The 24,999-nt window shown below is 69.4% G+C and carries 23 protein-coding genes; 10 read left to right on the top strand and 13 right to left on the bottom strand.

From position 1 onward, the window contains the following. Positions 1 to 16 precede the first annotated feature (16 nt). The 3 genes from trmB to ON34_RS27290 are packed head-to-tail and all read left to right on the top strand — an operon-like array spanning position 17 to position 4,544. Entirely contained in the window at positions 17 to 829 is an 813-nt protein-coding gene (gene trmB / locus ON34_RS27280; RefSeq protein WP_040784761.1) for a tRNA (guanosine(46)-N7)-methyltransferase TrmB, read from the top strand. After that, entirely contained in the window at positions 826 to 1,554 is a 729-nt protein-coding gene (locus ON34_RS27285; protein WP_040784763.1) for an NYN domain-containing protein, read from the top strand. The genes trmB and ON34_RS27285 overlap by 4 nt, the downstream gene beginning before the upstream one ends. Further along, positions 1,554 to 4,544: an MMPL family transporter gene (locus tag ON34_RS27290; RefSeq protein WP_040784765.1), complete on the top strand. Its 2,991-nt coding sequence runs from the start codon at positions 1,554 to 1,556 to the stop codon at positions 4,542 to 4,544. Before ON34_RS27285 ends, ON34_RS27290 begins: the two co-directional genes overlap by 1 nt. A 210-nt stretch (positions 4,545 to 4,754) precedes the next feature. On the opposite strand, the gene ON34_RS27295 is transcribed toward ON34_RS27290, so the two are convergent. The 3 genes from ON34_RS27295 to ON34_RS27305 form a co-directional block, all read right to left on the bottom strand. Continuing rightward, a complete protein-coding gene (locus tag ON34_RS27295; RefSeq protein WP_040784767.1) occupies positions 4,755 to 6,824 on the bottom strand; it encodes a DUF2339 domain-containing protein in 2,070 nt (689 codons plus the stop codon). A 161-nt stretch (positions 6,825 to 6,985) separates the two neighbouring features. Continuing rightward, positions 6,986 to 7,438 (bottom strand): hypothetical protein, encoded by a 453-nt coding sequence (locus ON34_RS27300; RefSeq protein WP_040784769.1) that lies wholly within the window; start codon positions 7,436 to 7,438, stop codon positions 6,986 to 6,988. Positions 7,439 to 7,442: 4 nt separating this feature from the next. Then, positions 7,443 to 7,664: a hypothetical protein gene (locus ON34_RS27305; RefSeq protein ID WP_040784770.1), complete on the bottom strand. Its 222-nt coding sequence runs from the start codon at positions 7,662 to 7,664 to the stop codon at positions 7,443 to 7,445. 148 nt (positions 7,665 to 7,812) lie between these two features. Between ON34_RS27305 and ON34_RS27310 the strand changes: the two genes are divergently transcribed. After that, positions 7,813 to 9,003: a helix-turn-helix domain-containing protein gene (locus tag ON34_RS27310; RefSeq protein WP_040784773.1), complete on the top strand. Its 1,191-nt coding sequence runs from the start codon at positions 7,813 to 7,815 to the stop codon at positions 9,001 to 9,003. Here the strand turns inward: ON34_RS27310 and ON34_RS27315 are convergent. The 5 genes from ON34_RS27315 to ON34_RS27335 form a co-directional block, all read right to left on the bottom strand. Next, positions 9,000 to 9,368 carry a MerR family transcriptional regulator gene (locus tag ON34_RS27315; protein WP_040784775.1) on the bottom strand — a complete coding sequence of 123 codons (369 nt, stop codon included), beginning with the start codon at positions 9,366 to 9,368 and terminating at the stop codon, positions 9,000 to 9,002. The two genes, ON34_RS27310 and ON34_RS27315, sit on opposite strands and share 4 nt — an antisense overlap. A 25-nt stretch (positions 9,369 to 9,393) precedes the next feature. Next, positions 9,394 to 10,038 (bottom strand): DUF1707 SHOCT-like domain-containing protein, encoded by a 645-nt coding sequence (locus tag ON34_RS27320; protein ID WP_040784993.1) that lies wholly within the window; start codon positions 10,036 to 10,038, stop codon positions 9,394 to 9,396. Between the two features lie 138 nt (positions 10,039 to 10,176). Beyond that, positions 10,177 to 10,842, bottom strand: coding sequence for a response regulator (locus tag ON34_RS27325; RefSeq protein ID WP_040784777.1), 666 nt, complete (start codon positions 10,840 to 10,842; stop codon positions 10,177 to 10,179). Positions 10,843 to 10,861: 19 nt separating this feature from the next. Next, a complete protein-coding gene (macS, locus tag ON34_RS27330; protein WP_040784779.1) occupies positions 10,862 to 12,037 on the bottom strand; it encodes a MacS family sensor histidine kinase in 1,176 nt (391 codons plus the stop codon). After that, the gene (locus ON34_RS27335; RefSeq protein ID WP_373291982.1) at positions 12,015 to 13,367 is read right to left on the bottom strand and encodes an AI-2E family transporter; all 1,353 of its coding nucleotides are present in this window, start codon (positions 13,365 to 13,367) and stop codon (positions 12,015 to 12,017) included. Before ON34_RS27335 ends, macS begins: the two co-directional genes overlap by 23 nt. Before the next feature lie 132 nt (positions 13,368 to 13,499). On the opposite strand from ON34_RS27335, the gene ON34_RS27340 reads away from it, so the two are divergent. Genes ON34_RS27340 through ON34_RS27350 form a run of 3 tightly spaced genes read left to right on the top strand, consistent with a single transcriptional unit; the run spans position 13,500 to position 16,544 of the window. Beyond that, the gene (locus tag ON34_RS27340) at positions 13,500 to 15,023 is read left to right on the top strand and encodes an adenylate/guanylate cyclase domain-containing protein (RefSeq protein WP_085997153.1); all 1,524 of its coding nucleotides are present in this window, start codon (positions 13,500 to 13,502) and stop codon (positions 15,021 to 15,023) included. Positions 15,024 to 15,027: 4 nt separating this feature from the next. Beyond that, complete coding sequence (locus ON34_RS27345; protein WP_040784781.1) at positions 15,028 to 16,116, top strand: lysylphosphatidylglycerol synthase transmembrane domain-containing protein; 1,089 nt, start codon at positions 15,028 to 15,030, stop codon at positions 16,114 to 16,116. A gap of 29 nt (positions 16,117 to 16,145) precedes the next feature. After that, positions 16,146 to 16,544, top strand: coding sequence for a DUF3054 domain-containing protein (locus ON34_RS27350; protein WP_040784783.1), 399 nt, complete (start codon positions 16,146 to 16,148; stop codon positions 16,542 to 16,544). On the opposite strand, the gene ON34_RS27355 is transcribed toward ON34_RS27350, so the two are convergent. Then, entirely contained in the window at positions 16,515 to 18,143 is a 1,629-nt protein-coding gene (locus ON34_RS27355) for an NTF2-like N-terminal transpeptidase domain-containing protein (protein ID WP_245548221.1), read from the bottom strand. The genes ON34_RS27350 and ON34_RS27355 overlap by 30 nt on opposite strands. A 428-nt stretch (positions 18,144 to 18,571) precedes the next feature. On the opposite strand from ON34_RS27355, the gene abmR reads away from it, so the two are divergent. Together abmR and aroQ are read left to right on the top strand one after the other, a co-directional pair. Continuing rightward, a complete protein-coding gene (gene abmR, locus ON34_RS27360) occupies positions 18,572 to 19,168 on the top strand; it encodes an ATP-binding transcription factor AbmR (RefSeq protein WP_040784784.1) in 597 nt (198 codons plus the stop codon). A 43-nt stretch (positions 19,169 to 19,211) separates the two neighbouring features. Then, the gene (aroQ, locus tag ON34_RS27365) at positions 19,212 to 19,667 is read left to right on the top strand and encodes a type II 3-dehydroquinate dehydratase (protein WP_040784787.1); all 456 of its coding nucleotides are present in this window, start codon (positions 19,212 to 19,214) and stop codon (positions 19,665 to 19,667) included. A gap of 28 nt (positions 19,668 to 19,695) precedes the next feature. Here aroQ and ON34_RS27370 read toward each other — a convergent pair whose 3' ends face one another. Further along, entirely contained in the window at positions 19,696 to 20,145 is a 450-nt protein-coding gene (locus ON34_RS27370) for a nitroreductase/quinone reductase family protein (protein ID WP_040784789.1), read from the bottom strand. 222 nt (positions 20,146 to 20,367) lie between these two features. Then, positions 20,368 to 21,501 (bottom strand): NAD(P)-dependent oxidoreductase, encoded by a 1,134-nt coding sequence (locus tag ON34_RS27375; protein ID WP_444543834.1) that lies wholly within the window; start codon positions 21,499 to 21,501, stop codon positions 20,368 to 20,370. Here ON34_RS27375 and ON34_RS27380 point away from each other — a divergent pair. After that, positions 21,423 to 21,740 carry a winged helix-turn-helix transcriptional regulator gene (locus ON34_RS27380; RefSeq protein WP_051023229.1) on the top strand — a complete coding sequence of 106 codons (318 nt, stop codon included), beginning with the start codon at positions 21,423 to 21,425 and terminating at the stop codon, positions 21,738 to 21,740. The genes ON34_RS27375 and ON34_RS27380 overlap by 79 nt on opposite strands. On the opposite strand, the gene ON34_RS27385 is transcribed toward ON34_RS27380, so the two are convergent. Beyond that, complete coding sequence (locus ON34_RS27385) at positions 21,737 to 22,861, bottom strand: glycerate kinase (protein ID WP_040785000.1); 1,125 nt, start codon at positions 22,859 to 22,861, stop codon at positions 21,737 to 21,739. The two genes, ON34_RS27380 and ON34_RS27385, sit on opposite strands and share 4 nt — an antisense overlap. A gap of 398 nt (positions 22,862 to 23,259) precedes the next feature. Beyond that, positions 23,260 to 24,849 (bottom strand): alpha/beta hydrolase, encoded by a 1,590-nt coding sequence (locus ON34_RS27390; protein WP_040785002.1) that lies wholly within the window; start codon positions 24,847 to 24,849, stop codon positions 23,260 to 23,262. Between the last annotated feature and the right edge of the window lie 150 nt (positions 24,850 to 24,999).

The raw sequence follows: 24,999 nt of genomic DNA on the forward strand, positions 1-24,999 counted from the left end.
CGCTGGATGCTGGACAATGGAGGCCGTGAACGACGCCGTGAACCATACTGCCGAATCCGTTCCGGGCCCGCCGTCCACAGTTTCGGCTCCGGCCGAAGGCGGGCCTCGGCACAAGACCGGCTCCCGCCTGTACCCCCGCGTCACCAGCTTCCGGTCGCGCAGGGGCGCGCTGACCGCGACCCAGCAGCAATCCTGGGACCGGATGTGGCCGACGATCGGTCGCGAGGTGGCCGACGAGCCACTGGACGCGGCCGCCTGGTTCGGCCGCGAGGCGCCGCTGGTCATCGAGATCGGCTGCGGCACGGGCACCGCGACGGCCGCCATGGCGCAGGCAGAGCCGCATCTGAACCTGATCGGCATCGAGGTATACCAGCCCGGCCTCGCGCAACTGGTGCAGCGCATCGAGCGCGAAGGGATCCAGAACATCAGGCTGCTGCGCGGCGACGCGGTCGACGTGCTGGAGAACATGATTGCCCAGGAGTCGCTGACCGGCGTCCGAGTGTTCTTTCCCGACCCGTGGCCCAAGGCGCGCCACCACAAGCGGCGGCTGCTGCAACCCGCGACGGTCGCGTTGATCGCCAACCGCCTGAAGCCGGGCGGTGTCTTGCACGTCGCCACCGACCACGCCGGCTACGCCGAGCACATTCATCAGGTCGGCATGGCGGAGCCGCTGCTCAGAGGGTTGAACGAGGCCACGGGCGGAGACAGCGCGCAGCACCGCGCGACCGCGCCGATCGGTTTCGAACGGCCCGTCACGAAATTCGAAGGCAAGGCGCATCGCGCCGGTAGCGCCATCACCGAGCTCATATGGGGGAAGATCGACCAATGAGCGTCAGTGAGATGGCCCACGAGGTGGTCGATGTTGCCGGGGAGGTGCACGGAGGCGGAGCCGAAGGCCTGGGCGGCGCGGCGCCGGACGTGCGCCGGGTCCTTCTGGTCTGGGACGCCCCGAACCTCGACATGGGCCTCGGCGCCATCCTCGGCGGGCGGCCGACCGCCGCCTACCGCCCGCGTTTCGACGCCCTCGGCCGCTGGCTGCTGGCCAGAACCGCCGAGCTGTCGGTGGGCAGCGTGCATCGCGTCGAACCCGAGGCGACCGTGTTCACCAATATCGCGCCGGGCACCGCCGACGTCGTGCGGCCGTGGGTGGAGGCGCTGCGCAATGTCGGCTACGCGGTCTTCGCCAAACCCAAGATCGACGACGACTCCGATGTCGACGCCGACATGCTGGCGCACATCGCGTTACGCAGCCGCGGCGCCGGTCTGGCGGGCATCATGGTCGCGTCGGCCGATGGCCAGGCGTTTCGCGAACCACTGGAAGAACTCGCCGCCAAGGGCGTGCCGGTGCAAGTACTCGGCTTCCGCGAGCACGCGAGTTGGGCCGTCACATCCGATACCCTCGAATTCATCGACCTCGAGGACATTCCGGGCGTATTCCGTGAACCACTGCCCCGGGTGAGCCTCGACTCGCTGCCCGACGAGGGTGCCTGGCTGCAGCCGTTCCGGCCGCTGTCGGCACTGCTCACCTCTCGCCCTGCGCAAGGAGTCGCTTAGTGTTCACACGCTGGGGCGATCTGGCCTACCGGCTGCGCTTCGCCGTCATCGGGATCGTCAGCGCGGCCCTCTTGGCACTAGGCGGATACGGCTTCGGCCTGGAACACCACCTCAGCTCCAGCGGATGGGACGATCCGACATCGGAATCCGCGGAGGCGGCGCGAATCTCCGACGCGGCGTTCGGGCGCGACCACAGCAGCGACGTGATCGTGCTCTACACCGCGCCCGAGGGCAAGACGATCGACGATCCGGCGTTCCGGCAGAAGATCGTCGACAGCCTCAACCGGCTGCCCAAGGAGCACCCGGACGAGATCGCCAAGGTCAACGGCGCCTACTGGCAGACCGAGACCGGGCAGGGATCTCCTTCGCTCTTCGGTTCGAAGGACAAGAAGTACACCTTCGCCTCGATCGCCATCGTCGGCGACAACGACACCGAGATGGTGCGCAACTTCCGGAAAGTGAAGGACGTCTTCTACATTCCGGGCGTCGACGTCCAGGTCACCGGCTTGCAGGCGGTCGCGGGCACGCTCAATGACACCATGGCCGCCGACCAGAAGCGCATGGAGATGCTCGCCATCCCGGCGGTCGCGGTGCTGCTGTTCTTCATCTTCGGCGGACTGGTCGCGGCGGGCCTGCCGCTGGTCGTCGGTGGTCTCACGGTCATCGGCGCCAACGGCATCATCATGTTCCTGACGAAGTTCACCGAGGTGAACTCGTTCGTCTCCGGCGTGGTCTCGATGATCGGCCTCGGCTTGGCCATCGACTACGGCCTGTTCATCGTGAGCCGTTTCCGTGAGGAACTGGCCGAGGGCTACGACACCCGGGCGGCGGTCCGGCGTTCGGTGATGACGGCGGGCCGCACCGTGGTGTTCTCCGCGACCATGATCATCGCCAGTCTCGGCGGCATGCTGCTGTTCCCGCAGGGCTTCTTGAAATCGGTGGCCTACGGCACCATCGCGACGGTCTCGCTGGCCGCGCTGACCGCCATCACGATCCTGCCCGCGATGCTCGGCGTCCTCGGGCCGCGCGTGGACATGCTGGGCCTGAAGAGATTCCGCAAGACCAAGACCGCGGAGGAGATCGAGAACGGCTTCTGGGGCAGGATCACGCAGTGGGTGATGAAGCACCCGCTGAAGATCGCCGTGCCGATCTGCATCGGCCTGCTGCTGCTCATCATTCCGGTGAAGAACCTGGCCTTCGGCGGCATCAACGAGCGATACCTGCCGCCGGACAACAAGACTCGCGTGGCACTGGAGGAGTTCTACGACGTCTTCCCCCTGCGGAAGACCGATCCGGTCCAGCTGGTCATGGTCTCCGACGACAGCACCGCGGTCGGCAAGGTGTGGAAGCAAGCCAGCGAGGCTCCCGGCCTCACCGGCAAGTTCGAGGTGCCCAGCCGCTCCAACAGCCAACCCGACGTCTACCGGACGAGCGCGACGCTGGAGGATTCGGAAAACGCCGATCCGACCATCGAATACCTGCGCTCCATCGACGTTCCCGACAACGTCCAGCTCTACGTCGGCGGCCAGCCCACCATCCAGAAGGACAGCATCGACGCGCTGCTCGGCCGCATGCCCGCGATGATCGCGCTGGTCATGTTCGTCACCACGCTGCTGATGTTCCTCACCTTCGGCTCGCTGGTGCTGCCGATCAAGGCCGCGCTCATGAGCGCGCTCGGGCTCGGCTCCACGCTGGGCATCCTGACCTGGATCTTCGTGGACGGCCACGCCGCGAGCCTGCTGAACTTCACGCCGCAGCCGATCATGTCGCCGGTGCTGGTGCTGATCATCGCGGTGATCTACGGCCTGTCCACCGACTACGAGGTCTTCCTGCTGTCCCGCATGGTCGAGGCGCGCACGATGGGCGCCTCCACCACCGAGGCGGTGCGGGCGGGCACCGCGCACACCGGCCGCATCATCACCGCGGCAGCGCTGATCCTGCTCGTGGTGGTCGGCGCGTTCGCGTTCTCCGATCTGGTGATGATGCAGTACATCGCGTACGGCTTGATCGCGGCGCTGTTCATCGACGCCACCATCCTGCGCATGCTGCTGGTGCCCGCCACCATGAAGCTGCTCGGCGACGACTGCTGGTGGGCCCCGGCCTGGATGAAGAAGGTCCAGCAGAAGATCGGACTCGGGGAACCCATCCTCGACGACGAGCGCCCCGGCGGCGGCGATGTCGTCGACCTGGTCAAGACCACGCCGGTCACCGACCCGGTGACCATGCAGATCCCCGCGGTGACGGCCGCCAACAAGGTGCCACGCAGGCGCAAGCCGCGCACCGTCGCGGAGATCGAGGCCGAGGCGCCCACGCAGCGGCTGGACCGCACGCCGCCGCCGACGCCCATGCCGCAGACCGCTCCCGCGCCCGCACCGCACGATCCGACCAGGAGGCGTCCTACTCCACCGACGAATTCCGCGCCGCGGCCGAGTGATCCGATCCGTCCGCGGCGGATCGGACAGATCCCGAAGGCCGCGCACTTCGCGCCGGATCAGGCCGAAGCGCAACCGGAGCCGATGTCCGCGACGACCTATAACGCCGTAGGACCGCGACTGGCTCCGTCCGCTGGCACGCCGCGGGATCCGAACCGGTCGCACGTCGGCACGCCCTCGCTGGCCCTGCCGGAGCACGAGCCGCGGCCCATCGTCCCGTCCGTCACGCCTCCGCCGCGCCCGATCCAGGCACAGGAGCCACTCTCGGGAGTCGCGCAGGACCCCACCGTGGATCTGCCGCACCAGCCGTCCACGCCGCCCGACCCTCGGCCGCTGTCGCGGGAGACGGGTGGTGCCGCGCATCGCGCACCCGAGAGCGGGCCGACTGCGGAGCCGGACAACGGCCCGGACACCAACCGCAGCAGCATCGAGAACTGGATGGCCGAACTCCGCTCCTCCCGCCGTCAGAGCGTGCGGCAGAGCGAGGGACGGCACCATGACAGCGAGGGCCGCACGGTCAGCGTGAACGAACTGCTGCGCCGCCGCGAACGCGAGTGAGCGACCGAGCGCGCCGGTGCGAACGCCGCTGCGCCTCGGACGATGCGCCGACTCCACGACAGCCCCACCATGATCCGGGCCGACCTGGCCAGTTGGGTCGCCCATGTGCATCGCCGGAGCGCTCCGCCTGTCCCCGACCGCCCAGGACACCGAATGCCCATACCTCATGGGAGGTTCGGGACATTCGGTCGGCATGCGATGTGGTCGAGATCAACCAGCCGCCGCGTCGCTGTCCGCTCCCGCGTCGGCGAAGGCTCGGGCGTATCGGGTTCCGGCCAGCAGCAACAGGATGCCGACGACCAGGAACGCGGCGACGCGGACGATCCCGTCCAGGGTGGCCAGGTCGAAGAGGAACAGTTTGGCCAAAGCGGCCGCGGTGACCAGCAACCCGGATCCGAGGGCCAGTTTGGCCACGGCGGTTGCGTTGGCAAGCCTGCGTAATCCGAACAGGAGTGCGGCGGTGGCACCCGCCATCCACAGAATGGTCGCGGCGCTGTGGCCGATGAGGAATCCGTTCCGGGTGCCGGTCGCGACGCCGATGGACACCGTCGCCGCGGTCACCGCGTAGAGCCCCGCGACGCTCGCGGCGATCCACTGCAACTCGCCGCCTGCCGCCAGACCGGGCAGCCGTCGCGCGCACCACAGCGCCACCGCGACCACCGCGAGGGCCAGCACCGCGCCGAGCACGGTCGCCGAGCCCAGATTCGCCTCCGAACGAGCTTGCGAGGCAAGAGTTTCCGGACCCGCGACATTCAGCAGCGCGAACCCGCCGAGGACGGCGAATGCCGCGCCGATTCCGGCCGCGACGCGGGAGCGCTGCTGGCCCGCCACGCCGAGAACGGCCAGCGCCACCATGAGCAGAGCGATGGGCAGCGTCTTCGTGTCCGACACGCCGACGCACGCCTCGAGCAAGGCAATCGAGCCCGCCACGGCGGCGACAACCGTGGTATGGCGCGGAATACGCAGCTGTGCGCCGAGTTTCGGCAGCATGGGCGCCGCGGCGACGAGCAGCAGCACCGCGGCGGCGACCGACGCCACCAGCACGGCAGCGCGCCGGTCGTCGTACATGCCGGGCGCCACCAGGATCGGGACCAGCGCCGCCGCCATCGTCAGCGAGGCGGTGAGGTCGGCGGACCGATGCCGGACGACGACGATCGTCCCGATGAGCCCGACCAGCGCGACCGCCGCCGCGGCGACGAGCAGCCAGGTCCGCTCACCCGCCGCGGGAGTACCGAGTACGGCGCCAACGAGGAACACGAACGTCGCGAGGACCGCGGGCATCGTCCGCGCCGCGTGCAGATGCGGCCAGTTCCGCGGCAGGTGAACCGGCACGCAGGCCACCTGCACCACGATCAAGAACCCCAGCAGTACCAGGCGGCTGGTCAGCACCGGCGACAGCGCGGCAACGGCGAGCACCACGAGCACGGCCAACGGCTGCGACCGCCACCGCATCGCGAGACCGACGCCGGCGGCGGCGACACCGAAGGCGACCGCGAGTCCGAGCACCGGATGCAGCCAGTGGTAGATCGCGGTGACCGCGACCACGTCGAGGTAAGCACCGGCGATGCCGGTGGCCGCCAAGGCGATCCCGCCGACCCGTCCTCCGGTCTGCCCGAAGACCCGCACGCCCGCGCCCACCAGCGCCGCCGAGAACACAGCACCTGCGACAACCCTGGGCACCGGCCCGAAGAATCCCGCCTGCGCGGCCAGCACCAGCAACATCGCGACGCCGATCAGCGTCACCGCGACACCGGCCAACGCCAGGATCCGGCTGATCACCCCGTCCCGCTGCCACCATGGCGTGTGCGGCACTCGCGGCCCAGCGCGCGGTGGGACGGGCGGCGCGACTCCCGGCATCGGCCCCCGCGCGTTCGGCGGCCAGGGCGCGCCGCCACCCCATGCCCCGCCGGGCGGGGCGAAACGAGGAGCATACGGGGGCGGCGGCGCGGGAATCGGCGCACCAGCCACCGAAGAAGGACCGGGCCAAGGCGGCGTGGCCGATGCCACCGCATTGGGCGCACCAGACGTCGTCGGTCGACCGGGCATCGGCTCGATCAGCGCCTCCCGCGGATGGGTGTCTGGAACCTCCGAAGCTGTTCCTTGGACGACGGATGGCGTGCGCCCCAGCTCCCCGGTAACCCCCTCACCTGCGGCAGAATCCGCGGCGACCTGCTCGCGCAGCAGTTCCAGATCACGCCCGAGCACACCGAGCCGCGTTCCCAGCGTGGTGAACTCGCCGGACAGCCGCGCGAGCAGCGCCGGATCGAGAGAGGTAGTCATGCCTTCATGCTCGTTCCCACCACGCGCGCAGGCATGAGTAGTAACCCCTGTAGACAGCCGAGATCTACCTGATCGTCGCCGGATCGCCGGTGCCGCGGGCGCACCACACACGACCGGCCCCCACCCGGGCAGACGAGTGAGGGCCGGTCTTCGCCAGATGGTCAGTAGGCACGCAGGCCGATGACCTCGTGCACGGCTTCGATCACCGCGGAACGCGGCGGCATCCGCAGCACGCCGGGCGCGGGCTCACCGGCCCAATGCCAGCCGAGCGGTGAGTCGGAACTGGGCAGCAGGAGGGTCCGGCCGCCCGGGACCACGGTGACCTGGTGACCGGCGAGGCAGCGCCGGATCGGGACCTCCACGGGCCGTGCGGGGCTGGGTGGCGTGACGAGAAAGGTCCAGTTGCGTTCGCCCGGATCGGCGATCACGGGTGCGGTGTGGTGGCGTTCCAGCTGGGTCAGGACCTTGCGGCCCAGTTCCGGCGGCATGACGATCGCGCCGATGATGGAACCGGTGGTGATCATCGGGCGTCCGGCGAGAAGCTGAACCGGCAGCCCGTAGGTATGCCGCAGCAGGCGCGCGACTTCGTGGGGCGAATGACAGCTCTCGAACATGGCCCTACCCCGCCCCGAAGAAGCCGGATCCGCTGACGACAACGGACATTCGGCATAGCAACTCGTGCCGGTCGCGCACCCGCCGCCGGGAGAACGCGGGTAGGGCGCTGACCAGGCGTGCCGATCGAGTGGTGCTGTGGCGCGCCGGTCGCGTGGTCTGTGCATCGAGCCCGCACGCGCGATCGGCGCGTCCGGCCTGCACGGTGTTGTTCGGCATGGTGATCATTGCCGCCGCCCTTTGCTGTCAAAGTTGCAGAAAGGCAACGGTATTCCAACTAGCAGCCAACTAGTCGTACGCAATGTCCCACTTCGGTCGAGTTCGATGGCATAGCGTCGTACCCTGAAACCCAGATTTAACAAAAGGACTTGGGTACATGGACGAATCGTCGATCGGAGTTCGGATCCGCCAGTTCCGCGGGAAGGCGCTCACCCAGCGCCAGCTCGCCGACCAGGCCGGGGTCAGCGTGGATCTGGTGCGCAAGCTCGAGCAGGGCGGCCGCCAGACCGCCTCGATCGCCAGCTTGCAGAAGATCGCGCGCGCCCTGGACGTGGATATCGCCGATCTCATCGGCAAACGCCACGGCGTGCCGTCCGCCAACCCGGACGCGGGCATCGTCGCCATCCGCCGCGCGCTGACGCCGGTCGACGACCTGCTCGGGGAGACCAAGGAGGAAGAGGCGGTCAGCCTCGACGACGGTCGCCGAGCGGTCGAGTACGCCTGGGGCGCCTACTGGTCGGGCCGCTACGAGCTGCTGACCTCCATCCTGCCGCCCGGACTGACCCAGCTGCGCGCCACCGTGCACGCCGCCCGCAACGGTTCGGTCGCGCCCGCCAACGAGCTGCTGGCCAGGATGTACTGGGTAACCGGCTGCACACTGGTGCATCTCGGCCAGACCGATCCGGCGTTCCTCGCGATCCGCCAAGCGCTCGGCGCCGCCGAGCTGGGCAACGACCCGCTGCTGCTGGCCACCATCCGCGGCTCGGTCGCCTGGCAGTTGCTGGTGCAGGGACGCTACGACGAGTCACGCGGTGTCGCGCTGAACGCGGCGGCGAATCTGGAGCCTTCCGGCGACGTCACGCCCGCCCATCTGTCCGCCTACGGCTCGCTGGTGTTGCAGGGCGCGACCGCCGCGGGCCGGGCGCAGGATGTGCAGAGCGCGTTGGCGCTGGTCGAGACCGCGAGCGAGGTCGCGCTGCGGATCGGCGGGGATCGGCAGGACTACGAGACCTATTTCGGCCCTTCGCAGGTGGTCATGCAAACCGTCGACGTGAACGTCTCCTCCGAGCGTTACCCGGAGGCGCTGGCCGCCGCCAAGGACATGCCGGTCAACGGAAGTCTCCCGCAGGCGTCCCGGGCCCGCCACCTGGCCGACACCGCGGTCGCGCTGACCCGCACCGGCCAGCACCAGCGCGCGCTGGACGCGCTGCTGACCGCGGAACGGGTGGGCGGAGCGGACTGGCTGAAATACCAGACGCTGCCCCGGCATATCGTGTCCGAACTGCTCGACCACGACCGGCGGGTGCCGCTGCGCGCGTTCGCCCGCCGCATCGGGGTCAACACCTAGGTCGCCGGACGCTCGGCCGCCCGGTCGATCACCTCGTCCAGCACCTCGCGCGACCGCACGAGATCTTTGATCGTGCGGGTGATCCGCTCCCGCTCGGTCCGCAGCTCGGCGACGAGCGCAGGGGTCGCGTACTCGTTGGGGCCGCCGTCCGCATCCCGCATGCACGGCAGGATCCGGGCGATCTTCTTGCTGGTCATGCCCGCCGCGAGCAGTTCCTGGATGTGAATGACCCGGTCCACCGCGCGCTCCGGATAGTCGCGATGACCGCCCGGTGTGCGATCGGACGCCAATAGCCCCTGCTGCTCGTAGTAGCGCAGGGACCGCTCACTGACGCCGGTACGCTCGGCAAGCTCCCCGATCCGCATCCGCCACCTCGACTTTCGCGTCGGCTCAGCGCCCCGTCAATCGGCGCCAGTGCGCCAGGAACGGATGCTTGGCGGTGACCGATCCCAGCCGCATCCGGCCGTGCACCACCAGGTGCAGCGGGCCGAGCGGCGGTCCGGTGCGGACCTTGTTGTTCACGCTGGAACCGATCAGTTCCAGCCCGTTCAGGTCGACGGTGGCCTCGGCCGGAACGATCAGGGTGACCGAACCGCAGTAGTCGTCGACGCGGATCTCGACCACCTGGGTCGACATGATGGCCTCGGTGAAGTCCAGCGTCACACCGGACAGCCAGTTGTTCAGATACAGCCTGGGCGCCACCTGCCAGGGGCCGCGGCGATTGACCGCGGACAGACGCGAGCGGATCACGGTGCCCGCCGTGTTCGAGCCGGGCACCGGCTGGACCGGCTTGCCGAAGGCGGGCGAGGAGTTCACGAAGGTCGACGGCGGTGCGGCGGGCCTGCCGATCAGGCGGACGCCGGGCAGGTCGATGAGCACGGCGTTCAGTTCTCCGCGTGTCTTCGCGGCCAGCGCGGTGTCCATCCGCTCGGTGAACTCACCGAGCGAGAGCATGCCCAAGCCGACCGCGCGCTGCAGGAGCTGTCCGACGTGTTCGCGCTCCGCGTCCGACACCCGCAGTTCCCGGTCACCCACCGTGTACACCGCCGGGTTGTCGCCACCGGAGCCGACCGCATTGGATACCGATTCGGGGCCGACCATGCAATCGAGATTACCGAGCGCGCGGCCACGGCCGCATCAGGGCGATCCCCGATTCCGCCGTACTTTCCCGGACTACTCGAGTCCCTGTTCGATGGCGTATCGGGTCAATTCGACCCGGTTCGCCAGCTGGAGTTTGCGCAGCGTCGCCTGCACGTGGTTCTCCACCGTGCGATGGCTCAGGCCCAGCCGCGCCGCGATCTGCTTGGCGGACAGTCCTTTCGCCACCATCCGCAGCACCTCGGTCTCCCGCTCGGTGAGGGCGGGACGATGCGGCTCGTCGGGCTGGGCCGGAGCGGTCGCCATACGCCGGTACTCGCCGAGCACCAGACCCGCCAGGCCCGGCGTGAACACCGCCTGACCGGCTGCGGTGGCGCGAACGGCGTCGATCAGCTCCGCCGCCGACGCGCTCTTGACCAGATACCCCGAGGCCCCGGCCTTGATCGCGTCCAGGACGTCGTCGCGCTCGGCCGATGCCGAGAGCACCAGCACCCGGGTCCCCGGGGAGACGCGCAGCACCTCGGCGGTGGCCTGCGCCCCGTTGCCGTCGGGGAACTGCATGTCCATCAGCACCACGTCCGGCTGCACGGCCGCGGCCCGCCTGGTCGCCGCGCCGACGCCGTCGGCCGTGGCCGCCACGTGGAATCCGGCCTCGGTGAGATCGCGGGAGACGCCGTCCCGCCACATCGGGTGATCGTCCACCACCATCACCGAAATGGTCCCGGCCTCCTGGTCCGCCATCCGCGCCTCCCGTCTTCCCTCATCTCGGCACCCGGAATTCCCATTCCGTGCCGAACCCGACGCCGCCATCGATCTCGGTGAGCAGGTCCGCGCTGCCGCCGAGCGCCGCGATCCGCCCGACGATCGACCGCGAGACCCCCATCCGCCCTTCGGCTTCCGCCTCGGCCAACCGGCCCGGCGGGATGCCGACACCATCGTCGCGCACACTGACCACCAGTTCGTCGCCGGTGTCCTCCAGCAGCACATATGCTTTCGCATCCGGTCCGGCGTGCAGCTCCACATTGGACAGCGCCGTGGCCACCGCCGCCGCGATCTCGTTCGCCACCCAGCGCCCCACCGGCACCGGATCGCCCGGCGTCGACACCGACACCTTCGGCGTGGACTGCGCGGTGAGCAGCGGACGCAGGTCCACCTCGGCTCCGCCTTCGTCTCGGCGATCGCCCTGCTCGGAGATCAGCACCCGCAGCGCGATCTCCTGCTCACCGGCGCGCCGCGCCAGTTCCCCGGTGGGACCGCCGATCTCGCTGCCGCGGCGCTTGATGTAGCTGAGGACCTGCAACACACCGTCGTGCACCTCGCGGGAAAGACGTTCGCGCTCCTCGGCGGCCGCGGTCAGGCGCACCGCGCGCTCGAGTTGATCCTGTGCGCGGCGCGCGGTGTTGGCGGCCAGCCCCAAGGCAAGGCCCACCGAGACGAGCACCGGCACCGTCGCATCTGTCCACACGTCCTCGCCCCACTGGTCGCGCACGGTCAGCGACACCGCGGCGATCAGCGCGCCGGACAGCACGCCCGCGATCGGTCCGCGCAGGATCGCCGCGCCGATCACCGCGTTGGTGGCCCACAGCGTGGTCGGCAGCGTCTGGTGTCCGTGGTACCAGCCGTAGTCGGCGACCAGCCTGGTGGCGGCCATCAGACCGATCACCACCACGTGATCGCCGATCACCACCCAGGTGCGCAAGCGCGCGACGCCGGGGAACTGCCACTGCGACAACATGATCGCCGAAGCCCCCGACCACACGGCCATCAGCGCGATGAGCACCCAGCTCAACCGCTGGTTGCTGTAGTACGGCACGGAGGCGATCTGCTGACCGACCGCGTACAGCAGCGTGACCAGCCGCAGCGCCTGGGCGGCCCGCCACAGCGGCGTGGTCGCCACGTCGGCCGAGCGCAACTCAGGTGTTCGCCGCGCCGTCATCGGATTCCGCGCCCGCATCGGATTCCGCCCGTTGCCTCGCCGTGCCTGCCCGTTCCGCCGTTTCCTCCCCGCCCGCTTTCCCCGCGTCCTGTTCCACGGTTTTCCGCTGCGCCGCCTGCCGGTGCGCCGCCTCGACCAGGGTCGCCGCCACGTCGAACCGGCTGGGATCGGGCCGGTCCGGTTCGGCCGAATACAACCTGCGATGGTCCTCGCCGGTCCGCAGCTCCTCGAACAGCTCCTCCGGCCCTTCCAGCAGCGACCGGATGGCGGTGTTCATCACCGCGACGAACGGCACCGCGAGCAGACCCCCGGCTATCCCGCCGATCACCACCCCCGCGGTGATGGCCAGCACCACCGCGAGGGGATGGATGCTCACCGCGCGGCCGAGCAGCAGCGGTTGCAGCACATGGCCCTCCAGCTGCATCACCGCGATGATGATGCCGAGCACGATCAGGGCGGTGACCAGCCCCTTGGTGACCAGCGCGATGAACACCGCGATGAATCCGGCGAGAAACGCGCCGATGATCGGGATGAACGCGCCGATGAACACCAGGGAGGCCAGCGGAAGCGCCAGCGGCACCCCGAGGATCGCCAATCCGGCGCCGATGCCGATGGCGTCCACCGCGGCGACCACCACGGTCGCGCGGACGAACCCGACCAGCGTGCCGAACCCGAGTTGCCCCGCGGTGCGCACCCGCTCGCGGTGCTCGGTCGGCACGATCCTGGTGACGAAATCCCAGATCTGATCCCCGCCGTAGAGGAAGAAGATCAGGATGAACAAGGTCAGGAAGGTACCGGTGAGCAACTCGCCGATGACGGTCGCGGTGGTGAGCGCCCCGCTGGTCAGGCTGTCCTGATTGGACTGGATGGCCTTGACGATGGCGTCGCCCGCGTTGCGGATCTGCTCGTTGCTCAGGTGCAGCCGTCCATTGATCAGCCAGTCCTGGATCTGATGGATGCTGTCGGTGAACTTGGCCGACAGCTGCGGCACACCGGCGACGAACTGCTCGACGACGAACGTCATGATGCCAGCGACCACACCCAGCGACCCGACCAGCGCGACGAAGACGCCCAGCGCGCGCGGTATCCCCAGTCGCTGCATCCAGTCCACCAGCGGCGCCAGCAGCGCCGCCGCGAGCAGCGCGATGGCGAGCGGAATGACCACCGTGGCCAATTTCTGCACGATCGCCGTGATCGCGATCGCCAGCGCGAACAGCACCAGCAGCCGCCAGCCCCACTCCGCGGCGACCCGCACCACCGGATGCACCGTCTCCGCCGCGGGCCGCGACAGGGTGATTTTCCGCTCTGGACTCGACTTCGGCTCGGTCACCTCCGTGAGCCTAATGCGCACACCTCGGACGTAGTCGGTCGTCCGCCCTGCCCGTCGGCACCCGGACATGCCGTCTTGTCGAAACGCTAGATTGGTCTGGTGTCGGCGCCCTTGGAAGCGGTCAAACAGACCATGCGAACGCGCTGGCCGCTGTACCTGACATCGATGCTGCTGGCGAACGCTTTCGGCGCGGTTCTGGTATGGGCGTTCATCCAGTACGGGCTACCCGTCCCGGAGGGTGAGCCCTCCGGTGTCAGGCGCACCGGCCTGCTGATCCCGGCCCTGGTCTTCCTGACCGGCGGCCTGCTCAGCGTGGCCGCCTCCGCTCTGATGCTGCGGCCGGTGATGCGCTGGCAGATGCGCGGCGGACCGCCCAGCAGGCAAGAGCAGATGGCCGCGCTGCACGCCCCGCTGCGTCAGGCGATCCTGCATCTCGCGCTGTGGTTCATCGGCGGAGCCGTCCTCGCCGCACTGATCATCAGGGACACCCCGGCGCTGGCCGGCGCGGTCGTCGTCACCGAATGCATGGCCGCGACCTTCGTGTTCGGGTTCACCTACATGCTGGGCGAACGCATCCTGCGGCCGGTCGCGGCCCAGGCGCTGACCGAGGGGACCTTCGACCACACCCTGACCCCCGGCATCGGCACCAGGATGGCGATGACCTGGGGGCTGGGCACCTTCGCCCCCACCATCGCGATCGTGCTGCTGTGCGTCACCCAGATCTCCTCGGATGTGAAGTTCTCTGCGCAGTCGCTCGCGCTGTCCATCCTGCTGCTGTGCGGCGTGGTGATCATGCAGGCGCTCGCGCTGTCCATGCTCACCGGTTCCAGCATCTCCGACCCGGTGCGCCAGCTCAGCCAAGCCATCGACCGGGTGCAGGCGGGCGCGCGCGACGTTCAGGTCGAGGTCTTCGACGGCAGCGTCATCGGGCTGCTGCAGGTCGGCTTCAACCGGATGATGGAGGAGGCCGCCAAGCGCCGCCAGCTGCAAGAACTGTTCGGCCAGCACGTCGGCGAGGACGTGGCCCAGCGGGCGCTGGACTACGGCACCGAACTCGGCGGCGAGACCCGGTTCGTCGCGGTGCTGTTCGTCGACATGGTCGGCTCGACGGCGACCGCGGCCGAGCGCCCGCCCACCGAGGTGGTGAGCCTGCTCAACGAGTTCTTCCGGATCGTGGTGGACGTGATCGACCGCCACCACGGTTTCGTGAACAAATTCGTCGGCGACGCGGCGCTGGCCATCTTCGGCGCGCCGCTGGATCGGCCGGACGCGCCGACCGCCGCCCTCGCCGCCGCCCGGGAACTGCGCGAGACCCTGCGCGAGGTTCCCGGCCTCGACATCGGAATCGGCGTTTCCGCGGGTCTGGCCGTCGCGGGGAATATCGGTGCCGCGAACCGCTTCGAATACACGGTGATCGGAGACCCGGTCAACGAGGCGTCCCGGCTGACCGAACTGGCCAAAGAACGGCCCGGCCGGACGCTGGCGTCGGGCAGCGCGCTGTATTTCGCCGAGGAAAGCGAGCAGGAGCAGTGGGAAACCGGCGACGAGGTACAGCTGCGCGGCAGACGCAGGAAAACGCTCCTGGCCTGGCCACGGGAACGGGCCGACGACGCGCCCGAGGGTACCGATGTCGAAACGGCGCGTTCGTTAGGCTGACCGCGTGACGGCCAACGGGGAACGGGCAGGAGAACCTGCGCCGCCGCCCACGGCGGATGCCCGCCGTGGCCGATTCCGGTGGCTGAAATGGGTGCTCGGAGCCGCCCTGCTGGCCTTGCTGATCGCCGAGAGCGTGTATCTGTGGCCCCGCCTGCACGAATCCTGGCGCAAACTCACCGAGATCCACTGGGGCTGGCTCGCGGCCGCGATCTGGCTGCAGGCGGTATCCATGAGCGGTTTCGCCAGGGTGCAGAAACAGCTGCTCAGCGCGGGCGGGGTGGCGGTGAGTCAGCGGAAGTCCGTCGCGGTCGTCTACGGCGCGACCGCCATGTCGGTCACCCTGCCCGCGGGCCAGGTGTTCTCCACCGCGTTCACCTATCGGCAGACCAGGCGCTGGGGCGCGAGTCCGATCGTGGCCTCCTGGCAACTGGTGTTCTCCGGTGTGGTCGCCGCGGTGGGGCTGGCGTTGCTCGGCGTCGGCGGCACGCTGCTCGCGGGCGGGACCGTCGGCCCGCTGAAGCTGATCCTCTCGCTGGCCGCCGTCGTGGCGCTGGTGTGGGCGGGCAATTACGTCTCGCGCAATCCCGGTTCGCTCGAATCGCTGCTGCGCAGGCAGCTCGCGCTGGTCAATCGGCTGCGCAAGCGCCCGCAGGACCAGGGCACGAACAAGATCGCCGAGGTGCTCGACCAGCTGGAGTCGGTGGATCTCGGCAAGCGCGACGGCGTCCTGGTGGCGGTGTGGGCGCTGGTCCATCGGTTCGCCGACGTGGCCTGCCTGGGCGCGGCCTGTTACGCGGTCGGCGCCGATCCGCGGATCGCGGGTCTGCTGCTCGCGTTCGCCGTCGGCAAGGCGGTCGGGTCGATCCCGTTCGCACCCGGCGGCATCGTCTACGTGGACGCGACGCTGATCTACGGTCTCACCGCCGCCGCGGGCCTGCCCGCCGCGCAGGCGGTCGCCGCGGCGTTCGTCTACCGGATGGTGAGCTTCATCCTGGTCGCCATCGCCGGCTGGATCGTGTTCCTGTTCCTGTTCCGCACCCGGCAGGCCGAGGACGCGGAGTTCGAGAAGGAATTCGAGCAGCGGCGGCTGTGAGCAGCTGTGGCCGCACTACGCTTGCCCGCGTGAGGAAACTGCTGCCGCTGGTCACGGATGCGCTGCTCGTCGTCGTCTTCTGCGCGATCGGCAGGCGCAGCCACGACGAAGCCGTGCTCGCCGGACTGCTGCGGACCCTCTGGCCGTTCGCCACCGGACTGGCCGCGGGCTGGCTGATCGCCGCGTCCGGCCGATGGCGGCGCGGGGCCGACGAAGCCCGGTTCGACGGCACGGCCCTGTGGCCCACCGGTGTCGTGGTCTGGATCGGCACCCTGGTCGGCGGGATGCTGCTGCGCGTGGTCAGCGGTCAGGGCACGGCGGTCAGCTTCGTGCTGGTCGCGGGCACCGTGCTCGCGCTGTTCCTGCTCGGGTGGCGCGCCGCGTTCGGCGCCCTGCGATCACGGTTCCGGGGTCGCCAGCGCCTGTAGCATCCTGGCCGCCATTCGCGCGGTCGCGTCCCTGCTGTCCACGTCCTTGATGTGCACGGCGAAGACCAGATCGCCCATGCCCCCGATCAGCCATCCGTCCCGTCCGGCGATCGCGGCGAACGCGTTGACGTCCCGGTAGCGGCGCACGCTTGCCAGCTCCGGCGCGTTCGTGGCGTCGCGCAGCAGGCCGCGCAGCCGATCGGTGGTCTCCGGCGACAGCGGAGCCAGCTGGGCGTCGGTGGTGCTCGGCCGGGCGACCTCGATCATCGGCGGCGGCACCGAGCCGCGCGCGATCGTGGCGGCGGCGATCGCCATGCCGAACGGGCTGGCCAGCACCGCGTCCGAACCGGCGCCCTGGGAGACCTGCTCGGCGCTGCGGCCGGCCACGGCCAGCCGACCGGTCACCTCGTCCAAGCCGGGCACCTTGAAGTCGATGCCGACGCCGAGCGCGGTCGCCGCCTCGGCCGCGTCCTGCACCGAGACCTCGTGCGGCGCCTTGCCCTTGGCCACCGCCGCGACCGTGCGGAACAGTTCCATCGCGCCGCCGACCGGATACAACCCCGTGAACGCCACGGGGCCGTGCTCGCTGGCGTAGCTGTTCTGCGCGACCGCGACCACCGCTCCGCTGGACGGCTGGATCGCCACGATCGAGGCGGGCGTGCCCACGCTGACCACCGCGTCCTCGGCGGCGCGCTGCAAGCGCTGGTCCATGGTGCCCGCGATGTCCGGTCCCGGCGGCCCCTGCTGCCCGGCGAGCTGTGTGATGAACCGGCCGTCCCGCTCGAATAGCTGGACACCCCAGCCCGAGTGCGCCTCCTGGCTTTCCTGCTGCACTTTGCGCAACGCGTCCAGCATCGGCGACCAGACCCTGCGGTCGGCGGAGATCAGCCGCGGCTGCTTCTCCATCACCACGCCGGGAATCGGCGCCATGCGCGGTTCCAGGATGGCGAAGTCACCCTCGCGCAGGTTCACCGCGATGATCGGCTTGCCCTGCGAGCTGGCCAGCTGCTGCATCAGCGACGGCCCGGTGATCAGCGGCGCGACCGGCTCGATGGCCTTGGCCAGTGCGTCGGTCGAGGCCACCGGGTCGGGCATCTTCGCGGGATCCAGCTTGATGACGTTGATGACCTGCTCGGTCATCAACGGCTCACCGACGATGTCGTTGACCCGGGGGGCAGGCGAGGGCAGCGTCCGCACCAGCCGGACCATCCGGTTGTGCGCCAGCTGCGGCATGACGACCGCGGGCTCCCAGGAGATCCGCCAGCCGATGGCCAGCTTGCGCACGTTGCCCTGCAGGCTGTAGTTCCAGGTCTTCTTCTCGCCGAAGCTCCACTCGACGTCCATGCTGAAGATCGCCGACTGCGCGTCCAGACCGATGAACTGGGTCTTGCGGTAGTCGACCTTGCCGGGCTGGAGCCCCTCGAACATTTGCTTCATCGTTGCCGAAGCCGCAGTGGGGTACGACGTCAGGTCCGCCGCCTTGGCGTAGTCCTGATCGTCGAGCAGATCCGTGAAGCGCTGTACGACTACCTCGGCTTCATTCTGCTTCTCGTGTATCCCACACGACCCGATCGCGAGCGCGAGCGATGCCACCGCCATGAGTGCCATTGCGCCCCGAACGCGAAAGCGGCGGGATCCCCACACATCCATGTCGCCCACTCTTCACTCTTGTCACTCCAGTAACAAGACCACCGTACCCGAAAAAGACCAGACCGCGATGCCTCCGTAGCGCGGACGTTACCCATGCTCAGCATCCCAATTTTGCCCCGGGATCTCGCATCTCGGGGGGCCTTTCATGATCATCGCCCAGCCGCACGAAGGCAAACCGGCGCCGCTACCGTACCGGCCTTCATCAAAAGCCGTGCGGTTACCGCCGTACCGGACGTTTCGGATCAATAAATACCCCTCCGCGCCCCGATCGAAGCGCGCGGGCCCCTGTTCGCACAGAGCGGAACCCCTGTGCGCGATTGCGAAGTAATCTTGTAATCAATGAAAGTCGAGCACCACAGTAAGTAGGTGACTGTCCCATGAGAAACACACACCGCGGGCGCGGTTTCGGACGACCGGGCGGCTGGCAGCAGGCGGACCTGCCGGACCCGGCGGACGTGCCGGATTGGTTCGCCGGAAGGTTGCCAAGCGACTGGTTCACCGGCCCGCCGGTGATCGAGGTGGACCGGGACGAGATCGTCGTCATCGGTGAGCTGCCGATCCCGCAGCCGGAGAAGCGGCAGGACGACGACGCCGAGGCGCAGACCGACGAAGTTCCGCGCGCGACCAAAGAGGGCGCCGTGGCCCGGTTCCGCGAGTCGACCCGCCCCGCTCGCATGCAGATCGCGAACGAAGCGCAGCACCGCTACCGGCGCAGCGTCGCCTGGGGCGTATCGGTGGACGGGGAGCGGATCATGTTCACCCACCTGGCCGTTCCCGTCATGACCCGGCTGCGTCAGCCGGAACGCAAGGTGCTCGACACCCTGGTCGACGCGGGCGTGGCCCGTTCCCGCGCCGACGCGCTGGCCTGGACGGTGAAGCTGGCGGGCAAGCACGCGGAAGCGTGGCTGGAGGAACTGCGCGTCGCGATGCGCAAGGTCGACGACCTGCGCTCGGAAGGACCGCAGGGGCTGTAGCCGCGCCCTCCGCCCATGCCGGGTCGGGTCTACTGTTGCGTGCATGGCTGAGACCGTCGGCGCGACGCCGGGCCCGATCCTCGTCCTCAACGGCCCGAATCTGAACATGCTCGGCACCCGGCAACCAGAGGTGTACGGGTCGGCGACCTTGGACGACGTGGTGGAACTGTGCAAGCGGACCGCGGCGAAGTTCGACCGGGAGGTCGTCGCCTTCCAGTCCAATTCCGAGGGCGCTCTCATCGATCGCATCCATCAGGCGCGCGGCGCCGAGTCGGGCATCGTGATCAATCCCGGCGGACTGACCCATACGTCGGTGGCTTTGCGGGACGCGTTGGTGATTCCGGAACTCCCCATCGTCGAGGTGCACATCAGCAATGTGCACGCGCGTGAGGAGTTCCGGCACCACTCGTACATCTCTCCGATCGCCACCGCCGTGGTCGCGGGCATGGGGATCCAGGGCTACGCCGCCGCGATCGAATTCCTGGCGCGCTCGGCCTGATCGAACCGGCTCCGCGCGCGGGTTCGGCTCACTTGGCGAGCTGGAAAACCGGAAACCCGGGCGCGATGGCGGCGAGTTCCGCGTCGGTGGCGTCTTTGGTCACGCCCTCGAAGAACTTGCCGACCTCCCAGCCCCACTTCTGCAGGTACAGGCGCAGCAGCGGCACCTTGTCGGCGTCGGCCACCTCCGTGGCGGTGAACGCCTCCACCTTGCGACCGAGCCGCAGCTCGCCCCCGCCCGCGACCCGCAGGTTGCGCACCCACTGCGTGTGCCCGCGCGGCGCCACCAGGAAGCGCTCGCCGTCCTCGCGCACCAGCAGATTGACCATCGTGGTCCGCCACTCACCGCTCTTGCGCCCGCGCACCGCGAGCAGCCGCGAACCCATCACGCTGATGCCCAGCTTGGGCAGCAGATCGAAGATCCGGTTGAGGACCAAATCCAGTCCGGCGGGTCCGATGTAGCGGGTGCTGTGGTCCATAGTTCCTACTCCTCGTTTGCGAGCACTGCTCTCTATAGCGAGAAGTGTTCCACGTTTGCCGCGGTGAAGTCAAGAGCACTGCTCTCTCTTTCGCTTCACATCGGCGCGGCGGACATGGCGGACCGGGAGGCGGGGTAGGCGTGGACGCCGGAGTAGGCGGGGAGGACGGTGCAGGCGCGGCCGACTCTGCGGGGTGGGGCGCGGCCTACCCGTCCGCGGGCATCAGGCGTCGCCGCGCATCAGCGCGTAGGTGGAAACCGCCTTGCCCGCCTGCTCGCTGGCGGCGACCGCCTTGCGCCAGAAGGATTGGGAGGTGTGCGAGAGCGTCGCGTCGACGCCGACCTCCTCGCTCGCATCGATGACGTGCTGGGCGCCCGCGTCCATCATCTTCAGGCTGGCAAGGGTGGCCCATCCGCCGTTCTGGTTGGCGACCGAGAACTCCTCCATGAAATACGGGAACGCGGCGGCCGAACGGATCGCGAACGGGACGAACGCGGCGATGTCGTGGCCGGAGCGATCGATCATCGCGGTCGCCTGGTCGAAGGCGAGCAGCCACGGATGGAAGATGGTCAGCAGCCCCTGATAGAAGACCTGCGCCAGGCCGTCGTCGGCGCCGAGGTACTCCTGCGGGCTCAACGGGCGCAGCAGCTCGGCGTGGGCGTCGAAGACCTCCCGCGGGCCGCTGTAGAAGATGTACGACGCCGGATGCGTGATGTTGTCCCCGGCCGACATGACGCCGCCGGAGAGGAACCGCGCGCCGTGCGAGCGAACCCACTCCGCGCCCTTGCGGGCCTTCTCCGGCGAATCCGAGGACAGGTTCGCGATCACCTTGCCGTTCAGGTGATCGGTCGCCGGACCGAGCACGTCGTACATGGCCGCGTAGTGGGTCAGGCTGAGCACGGTGACCTCGTTGGCGTCGAGCGCGTCGGCGACGGTCGCGGCGCGTTTCGCGCCCAGTTCGACCATGGCGTCCACCTTCTCGGGGCTGCGGTTCCACACTGTCACCTCCACGCCTGCGTCCAGGAAAGCCCGGACCATCGCCTGGCCCATCGGACCCAGCCCGATGACGGAGACGGCGCGTGTGGTGGTCTGCTCGGACATGATGTGTCCCTTCGGTTGTCGTTCGCATTGCTGTCGGCGCCGGAATTCATCGTCGTTCCCGCAGGTAGAGTCGGGAAGACCGAACGTGCGGGTGCGGTTGCTTACCTCGAGGTTCGAAAACAGGTCAGAGGAGCGCGGTGGACGTGAGCAGTGACGCGGATCACGATGTGTGTGGCATGACGGTCGCCATCGATGTCGTCGGCGGGAAGTGGAAACTGCACCTGATGTGGGTGCTCGGGACGGGCCCGCGGCGATTCGGCCAGATCCGCAGGCTCCTCACCGGGGTCAGCGAGAAGGTGCTCGCCGAGAATCTGCGCCAGCTCGAAGCCAGCGGCGTGGTGCACCGCGAGGTCTATCCCGAAGTCCCGCCGCGGGTGGAATATTCGCTCACCCCGCTCGGTGAGGAACTCGCCGTCGCCCTGCGCCCGCTCGAGGAGTGGGGCGACCGGCACCGCCGCGAACTGACCGCGAACCTGTTGGCGTCCGCGAGTTAGGTCAGCTGCTCGGCGGCGATACGCGCGCCGACGCCTTCGAGCAGCGACGCCGCGTCGGTCATACAGCGTGCCGGGTCGGGTTCCACGTCGGCCAGCGCATAGCAGTCGGCGAAGCCCGCGGCCCGAATCTCGTCGGGCGCGAGGAGAGTGCGGCCGACCACGGCGATCACTGGAACACCCGCCTCGCGAGCCACCGCGCACACGCCGACGGGAGCCTTGCCGTGCAAGCTCTGTCGATCGAGCGAGCCTTCGCCGGTGACGACGAGGGTGGCGGTGGCGAGTAGGTCGCGGAATTCGAGGAGTTCGAGCACGACCTCGATGCCGCTGCGTACCCGCGCACCCAGCACGGCCAGCGCTCCGAAACCGGTGCCGCCCGCGGCGCCCGCACCGGGATGGTTTGCGAAGTCAGGACCGGCGACGGACGCCCACGTGGCGAGCGCGGATTCGAGCATCTCCGACTCCGCCGGACCCGCGCCTTTCTGCGGCGCGTATACCGCGACCGCACCGTGCGGCCCGAGCAGCGGGTTGTCGACGTCGCAGGCCAGCGTGAATGTCGTGGCGGTGATGCCAGGGTGCAGAGCGGAACGATCCAATTCGGTGGCGCTTGCCAAAGCGGCTCCGCCGGTAGGCAATTCCCGCCCGTCGGCGTCCAGGACGCGCGCGCCCAGCGCCCGCAGCATGCCCGCGCCTCCGTCGGTGGAGGCGCTGCCGCCGAGACCGAGCACGATGTCGGTCACACCATGGTCCATGGCATGCGCCAGGACCACGCCCAACCCGTACGTGCTCGCGCCGAGCGGATCGAGCCGCCCCTCGGGCATGGCCGACAGACCGACAACCGCCGCCAGTTCGACGACGGCCCGCGACCCGTGCCGGGCGTAGGCGGCACGACGGGGCACACCGGTCGGTCCCGGCGCCGTCAACTCCACGCGCGTCCAACCCGCGGCGACGAACGCCTCGACCGTGCCGTCACCACCATCGGCGACCGGAACGAGCCGAGCATCGACATCCGGCGCGCCCCGCGTCAATCCCGCGGCCAGGGCCGCCGCCACCTTCGGCGCGGAAAGCGATCCCTTGAACTTGTCGGGAGCGAGAATCACCCGAGGAGTGGATACCGATGCCATCCCCACATTCTCGGACCCGACCGGGTCAGGCGCACCACGACTCGTCCGCCGCCCGGCATCGGGATCGGCGCGACCGACGACACCCACGGTGTCACGTCCGGCGTCCACAACCCCACACCCGCACCGAAGCGCGTCCGGGGCCGAATCGATCGATCCCGCGCCCACAACGGCGCAGGCTCGAGTTCGACGCGCCTGCCGGGCATCGGGTCATCGTGCCGACCTCGTCGACCAGCGCGCCCCATGCCGGACCGAGTGAAGGCAAGGCAGCCGCTTATCCGGCGCGCTGGACCTTGCCCTGGCACGTCCCGGCAGCATGACTGAGGTCGAGGGCTCTTCGGAGCCAATGGGAACGCCAGGATCCCCGGAGAAAGAGACCGGAGCAGCACCGCTCGGTGCGCTCAGTTGCCCGGCAGCGGAGCCTGGTCCGCCTGTGTGATGGTGACCTTCCCGGTCCGCAAATAGGTGAGCACGGCCTCGTCTACCGCGGGATTGCCGCGACCGAACGTGCCGTGATCGCCGCCCTCGACGGTGACCAGCGCCCCACCCAGCGCCTTGGCCATGGCCGGGCCGCCTTCGTATTTGGTCAGCGCGTCGTGGCGGCTTTGCAGCACCAGCGGCGGAGTGCGCAGACCCGCCCCGGTGATCGGCACCGGCTTCGTCACGGGCTTCCAGGAACCACAGGCCATTCCGGAGCGGACCAAGTCGGCGCGTGCGTCCATGGCGTTGCCGCCGGAAACGATGGTGCCGACCGCCGAACCGAGCAGTTCCGGCCTGCCGGGCACGGCGTTCTCGTTGCAGGTGATCGCGCTGAACACGAACCGCCCGGTGGAGTCGGTCGCGGTCGCCCCCTCGATGGCACGCAGTCGCTGCACGTTCGCCGGATCGGCTGCGGCGTCGGCCATCGCGCGGGCGAAGGTCGGCCAGAACGCGCGGGTGTAGGTGGCCACCGTGGTGGCCCCGAGCAACGGCACCTGCGCGGAGACGCCACCGGTCACCAAGGTGCGCAGCAGGTTCTGCAATTTGCCCAGTTGCTCGACGCTGCCGTCGTAGCCGCCCCTGGCGATCTCGGCCAGCGGCTCGGGCAGCGCACCGGGCAGGTCGGCGAGGCTCGCTGGCGGCGGCGTCAGGTTGGCGTACCAGCCGCCGCCCTGGGCGGCCGCCAGCTGGACCCACGTCCGGTAGACCTGCAGGGCGGTGTCGCCGAGGCGGTACTCGGCGTTGTGCTCGGCGATCCAGGCGAACAGATCGTCGAGGCGCTGTTTGCCCGCCACCTGCTGCTGGGCGAACTCCTCGGTCCACACCCAGTCCGGGTTGACGTTGGAGTCCAGGATCATTCGCTCCACCCGATCGCCGAACAAGGTCGCGTACACCGCGCCGAGGTAGGTGCCGTAGGACGTGCCGAAGTAGCTGATCCGCTCCAGCCCGAGCGCGGCACGCACGGCGTCGAGATCGCGTGCGGTGTTCTCGGTGGTGATGGTGTCCAGATAGCCGGGCTGCGCGGCGTCGCAAGCCTTCTTGATGGCGTCGCGGTTGCCGCCGCCCAGCGAGACCTGTTCCCCATCAGCGGTTTTCGTGCCTGTCCCGCATTCCAGCGGTGTGGCCCAGCGCAGCCCGCGCGGCTGGACCGCGATCCGGTCATAGTGTGCGGCGAGTTCGGCGGGGAACGCCTCCGACCGGCGCGCCCAGTAGTCCAGCGCGTCGGCGCCGGGGCCGCCGGGATTGGCGAACAGGACGCCTTCTCGCGTGTCGGTCGCCGCGATCCGGCTGACGGTCACCTCGATCGTCGGCCCGTTCGGCTCGGCGTAATCCATCGGAACGCGGACGACGACGCACTGCACGCCGCGGTCGGCGGTGACGGACCCGTCCGGGCACGCGCCGAACACGACACCCGGCGCGGCATTCGCGAGGCCGGTGACGATCGATCCGCCGAGCAGAGCCGCGGCGGCGACGGTGGCCGCGACCCGGGAAACCCGCAGTGTCCGCATCATGTTCCGTACCTCCCCTGGCCCGCCGCGCTCGCGCGTGAACCGGCTGGCGACCAAGAGCATTCTGCGCAGGCCTGCCGGGACAGACAAGTCGGTGGCGGGATTTGGTCCGGTCGAGCATGTGGTTTACCCCGATCGCGGTGCACAGAGTAG

The organism is Nocardia pneumoniae NBRC 100136, assembly GCF_000308755.1.
GTDB classification, from domain to species: domain Bacteria; phylum Actinomycetota; class Actinomycetes; order Mycobacteriales; family Mycobacteriaceae; genus Nocardia; species Nocardia pneumoniae.

What these genes read in the sequence shown, in the direction of transcription:
- aroQ (WP_040784787.1), top strand. Translation starts at nt 19,212, where the DNA reads ATGGCTGAGACCGTCGGCGCGACGCCGGGCCCGATCCTCGTCCTCAAC.
- ON34_RS27285 (WP_040784763.1), top strand. Translation starts at nt 826, where the DNA reads ATGAGCGTCAGTGAGATGGCCCACGAGGTGGTCGATGTTGCCGGGGAG.
- ON34_RS27370 (WP_040784789.1), bottom strand. Translation starts at nt 20,145, where the DNA reads ATGGACCACAGCACCCGCTACATCGGACCCGCCGGACTGGATTTGGTC.
- ON34_RS27300 (WP_040784769.1), bottom strand. Translation starts at nt 7,438, where the DNA reads ATGTTCGAGAGCTGTCATTCGCCCCACGAAGTCGCGCGCCTGCTGCGG.
- trmB (WP_040784761.1), top strand. Translation starts at nt 17, where the DNA reads ATGGAGGCCGTGAACGACGCCGTGAACCATACTGCCGAATCCGTTCCG.
- ON34_RS27315 (WP_040784775.1), bottom strand. Translation starts at nt 9,368, where the DNA reads ATGCGGATCGGGGAGCTTGCCGAGCGTACCGGCGTCAGTGAGCGGTCC.
- ON34_RS27355 (WP_245548221.1), bottom strand. Translation starts at nt 18,143, where the DNA reads ATGGCGGTGGCATCGCTCGCGCTCGCGATCGGGTCGTGTGGGATACAC.
- ON34_RS27390 (WP_040785002.1), bottom strand. Translation starts at nt 24,849, where the DNA reads ATGATGCGGACACTGCGGGTTTCCCGGGTCGCGGCCACCGTCGCCGCC.
- ON34_RS27305 (WP_040784770.1), bottom strand. Translation starts at nt 7,664, where the DNA reads ATGATCACCATGCCGAACAACACCGTGCAGGCCGGACGCGCCGATCGC.
- ON34_RS27380 (WP_051023229.1), top strand. Translation starts at nt 21,423, where the DNA reads ATGACGGTCGCCATCGATGTCGTCGGCGGGAAGTGGAAACTGCACCTG.
- ON34_RS27325 (WP_040784777.1), bottom strand. Translation starts at nt 10,842, where the DNA reads ATGGCGGACCAGGAGGCCGGGACCATTTCGGTGATGGTGGTGGACGAT.
- ON34_RS27340 (WP_085997153.1), top strand. Translation starts at nt 13,500, where the DNA reads ATGCGAACGCGCTGGCCGCTGTACCTGACATCGATGCTGCTGGCGAAC.
- abmR (WP_040784784.1), top strand. Translation starts at nt 18,572, where the DNA reads ATGAGAAACACACACCGCGGGCGCGGTTTCGGACGACCGGGCGGCTGG.
- ON34_RS27295 (WP_040784767.1), bottom strand. Translation starts at nt 6,824, where the DNA reads ATGACTACCTCTCTCGATCCGGCGCTGCTCGCGCGGCTGTCCGGCGAG.
- ON34_RS27310 (WP_040784773.1), top strand. Translation starts at nt 7,813, where the DNA reads ATGGACGAATCGTCGATCGGAGTTCGGATCCGCCAGTTCCGCGGGAAG.
- ON34_RS27385 (WP_040785000.1), bottom strand. Translation starts at nt 22,861, where the DNA reads ATGGCATCGGTATCCACTCCTCGGGTGATTCTCGCTCCCGACAAGTTC.
- macS (WP_040784779.1), bottom strand. Translation starts at nt 12,037, where the DNA reads ATGACGGCGCGGCGAACACCTGAGTTGCGCTCGGCCGACGTGGCGACC.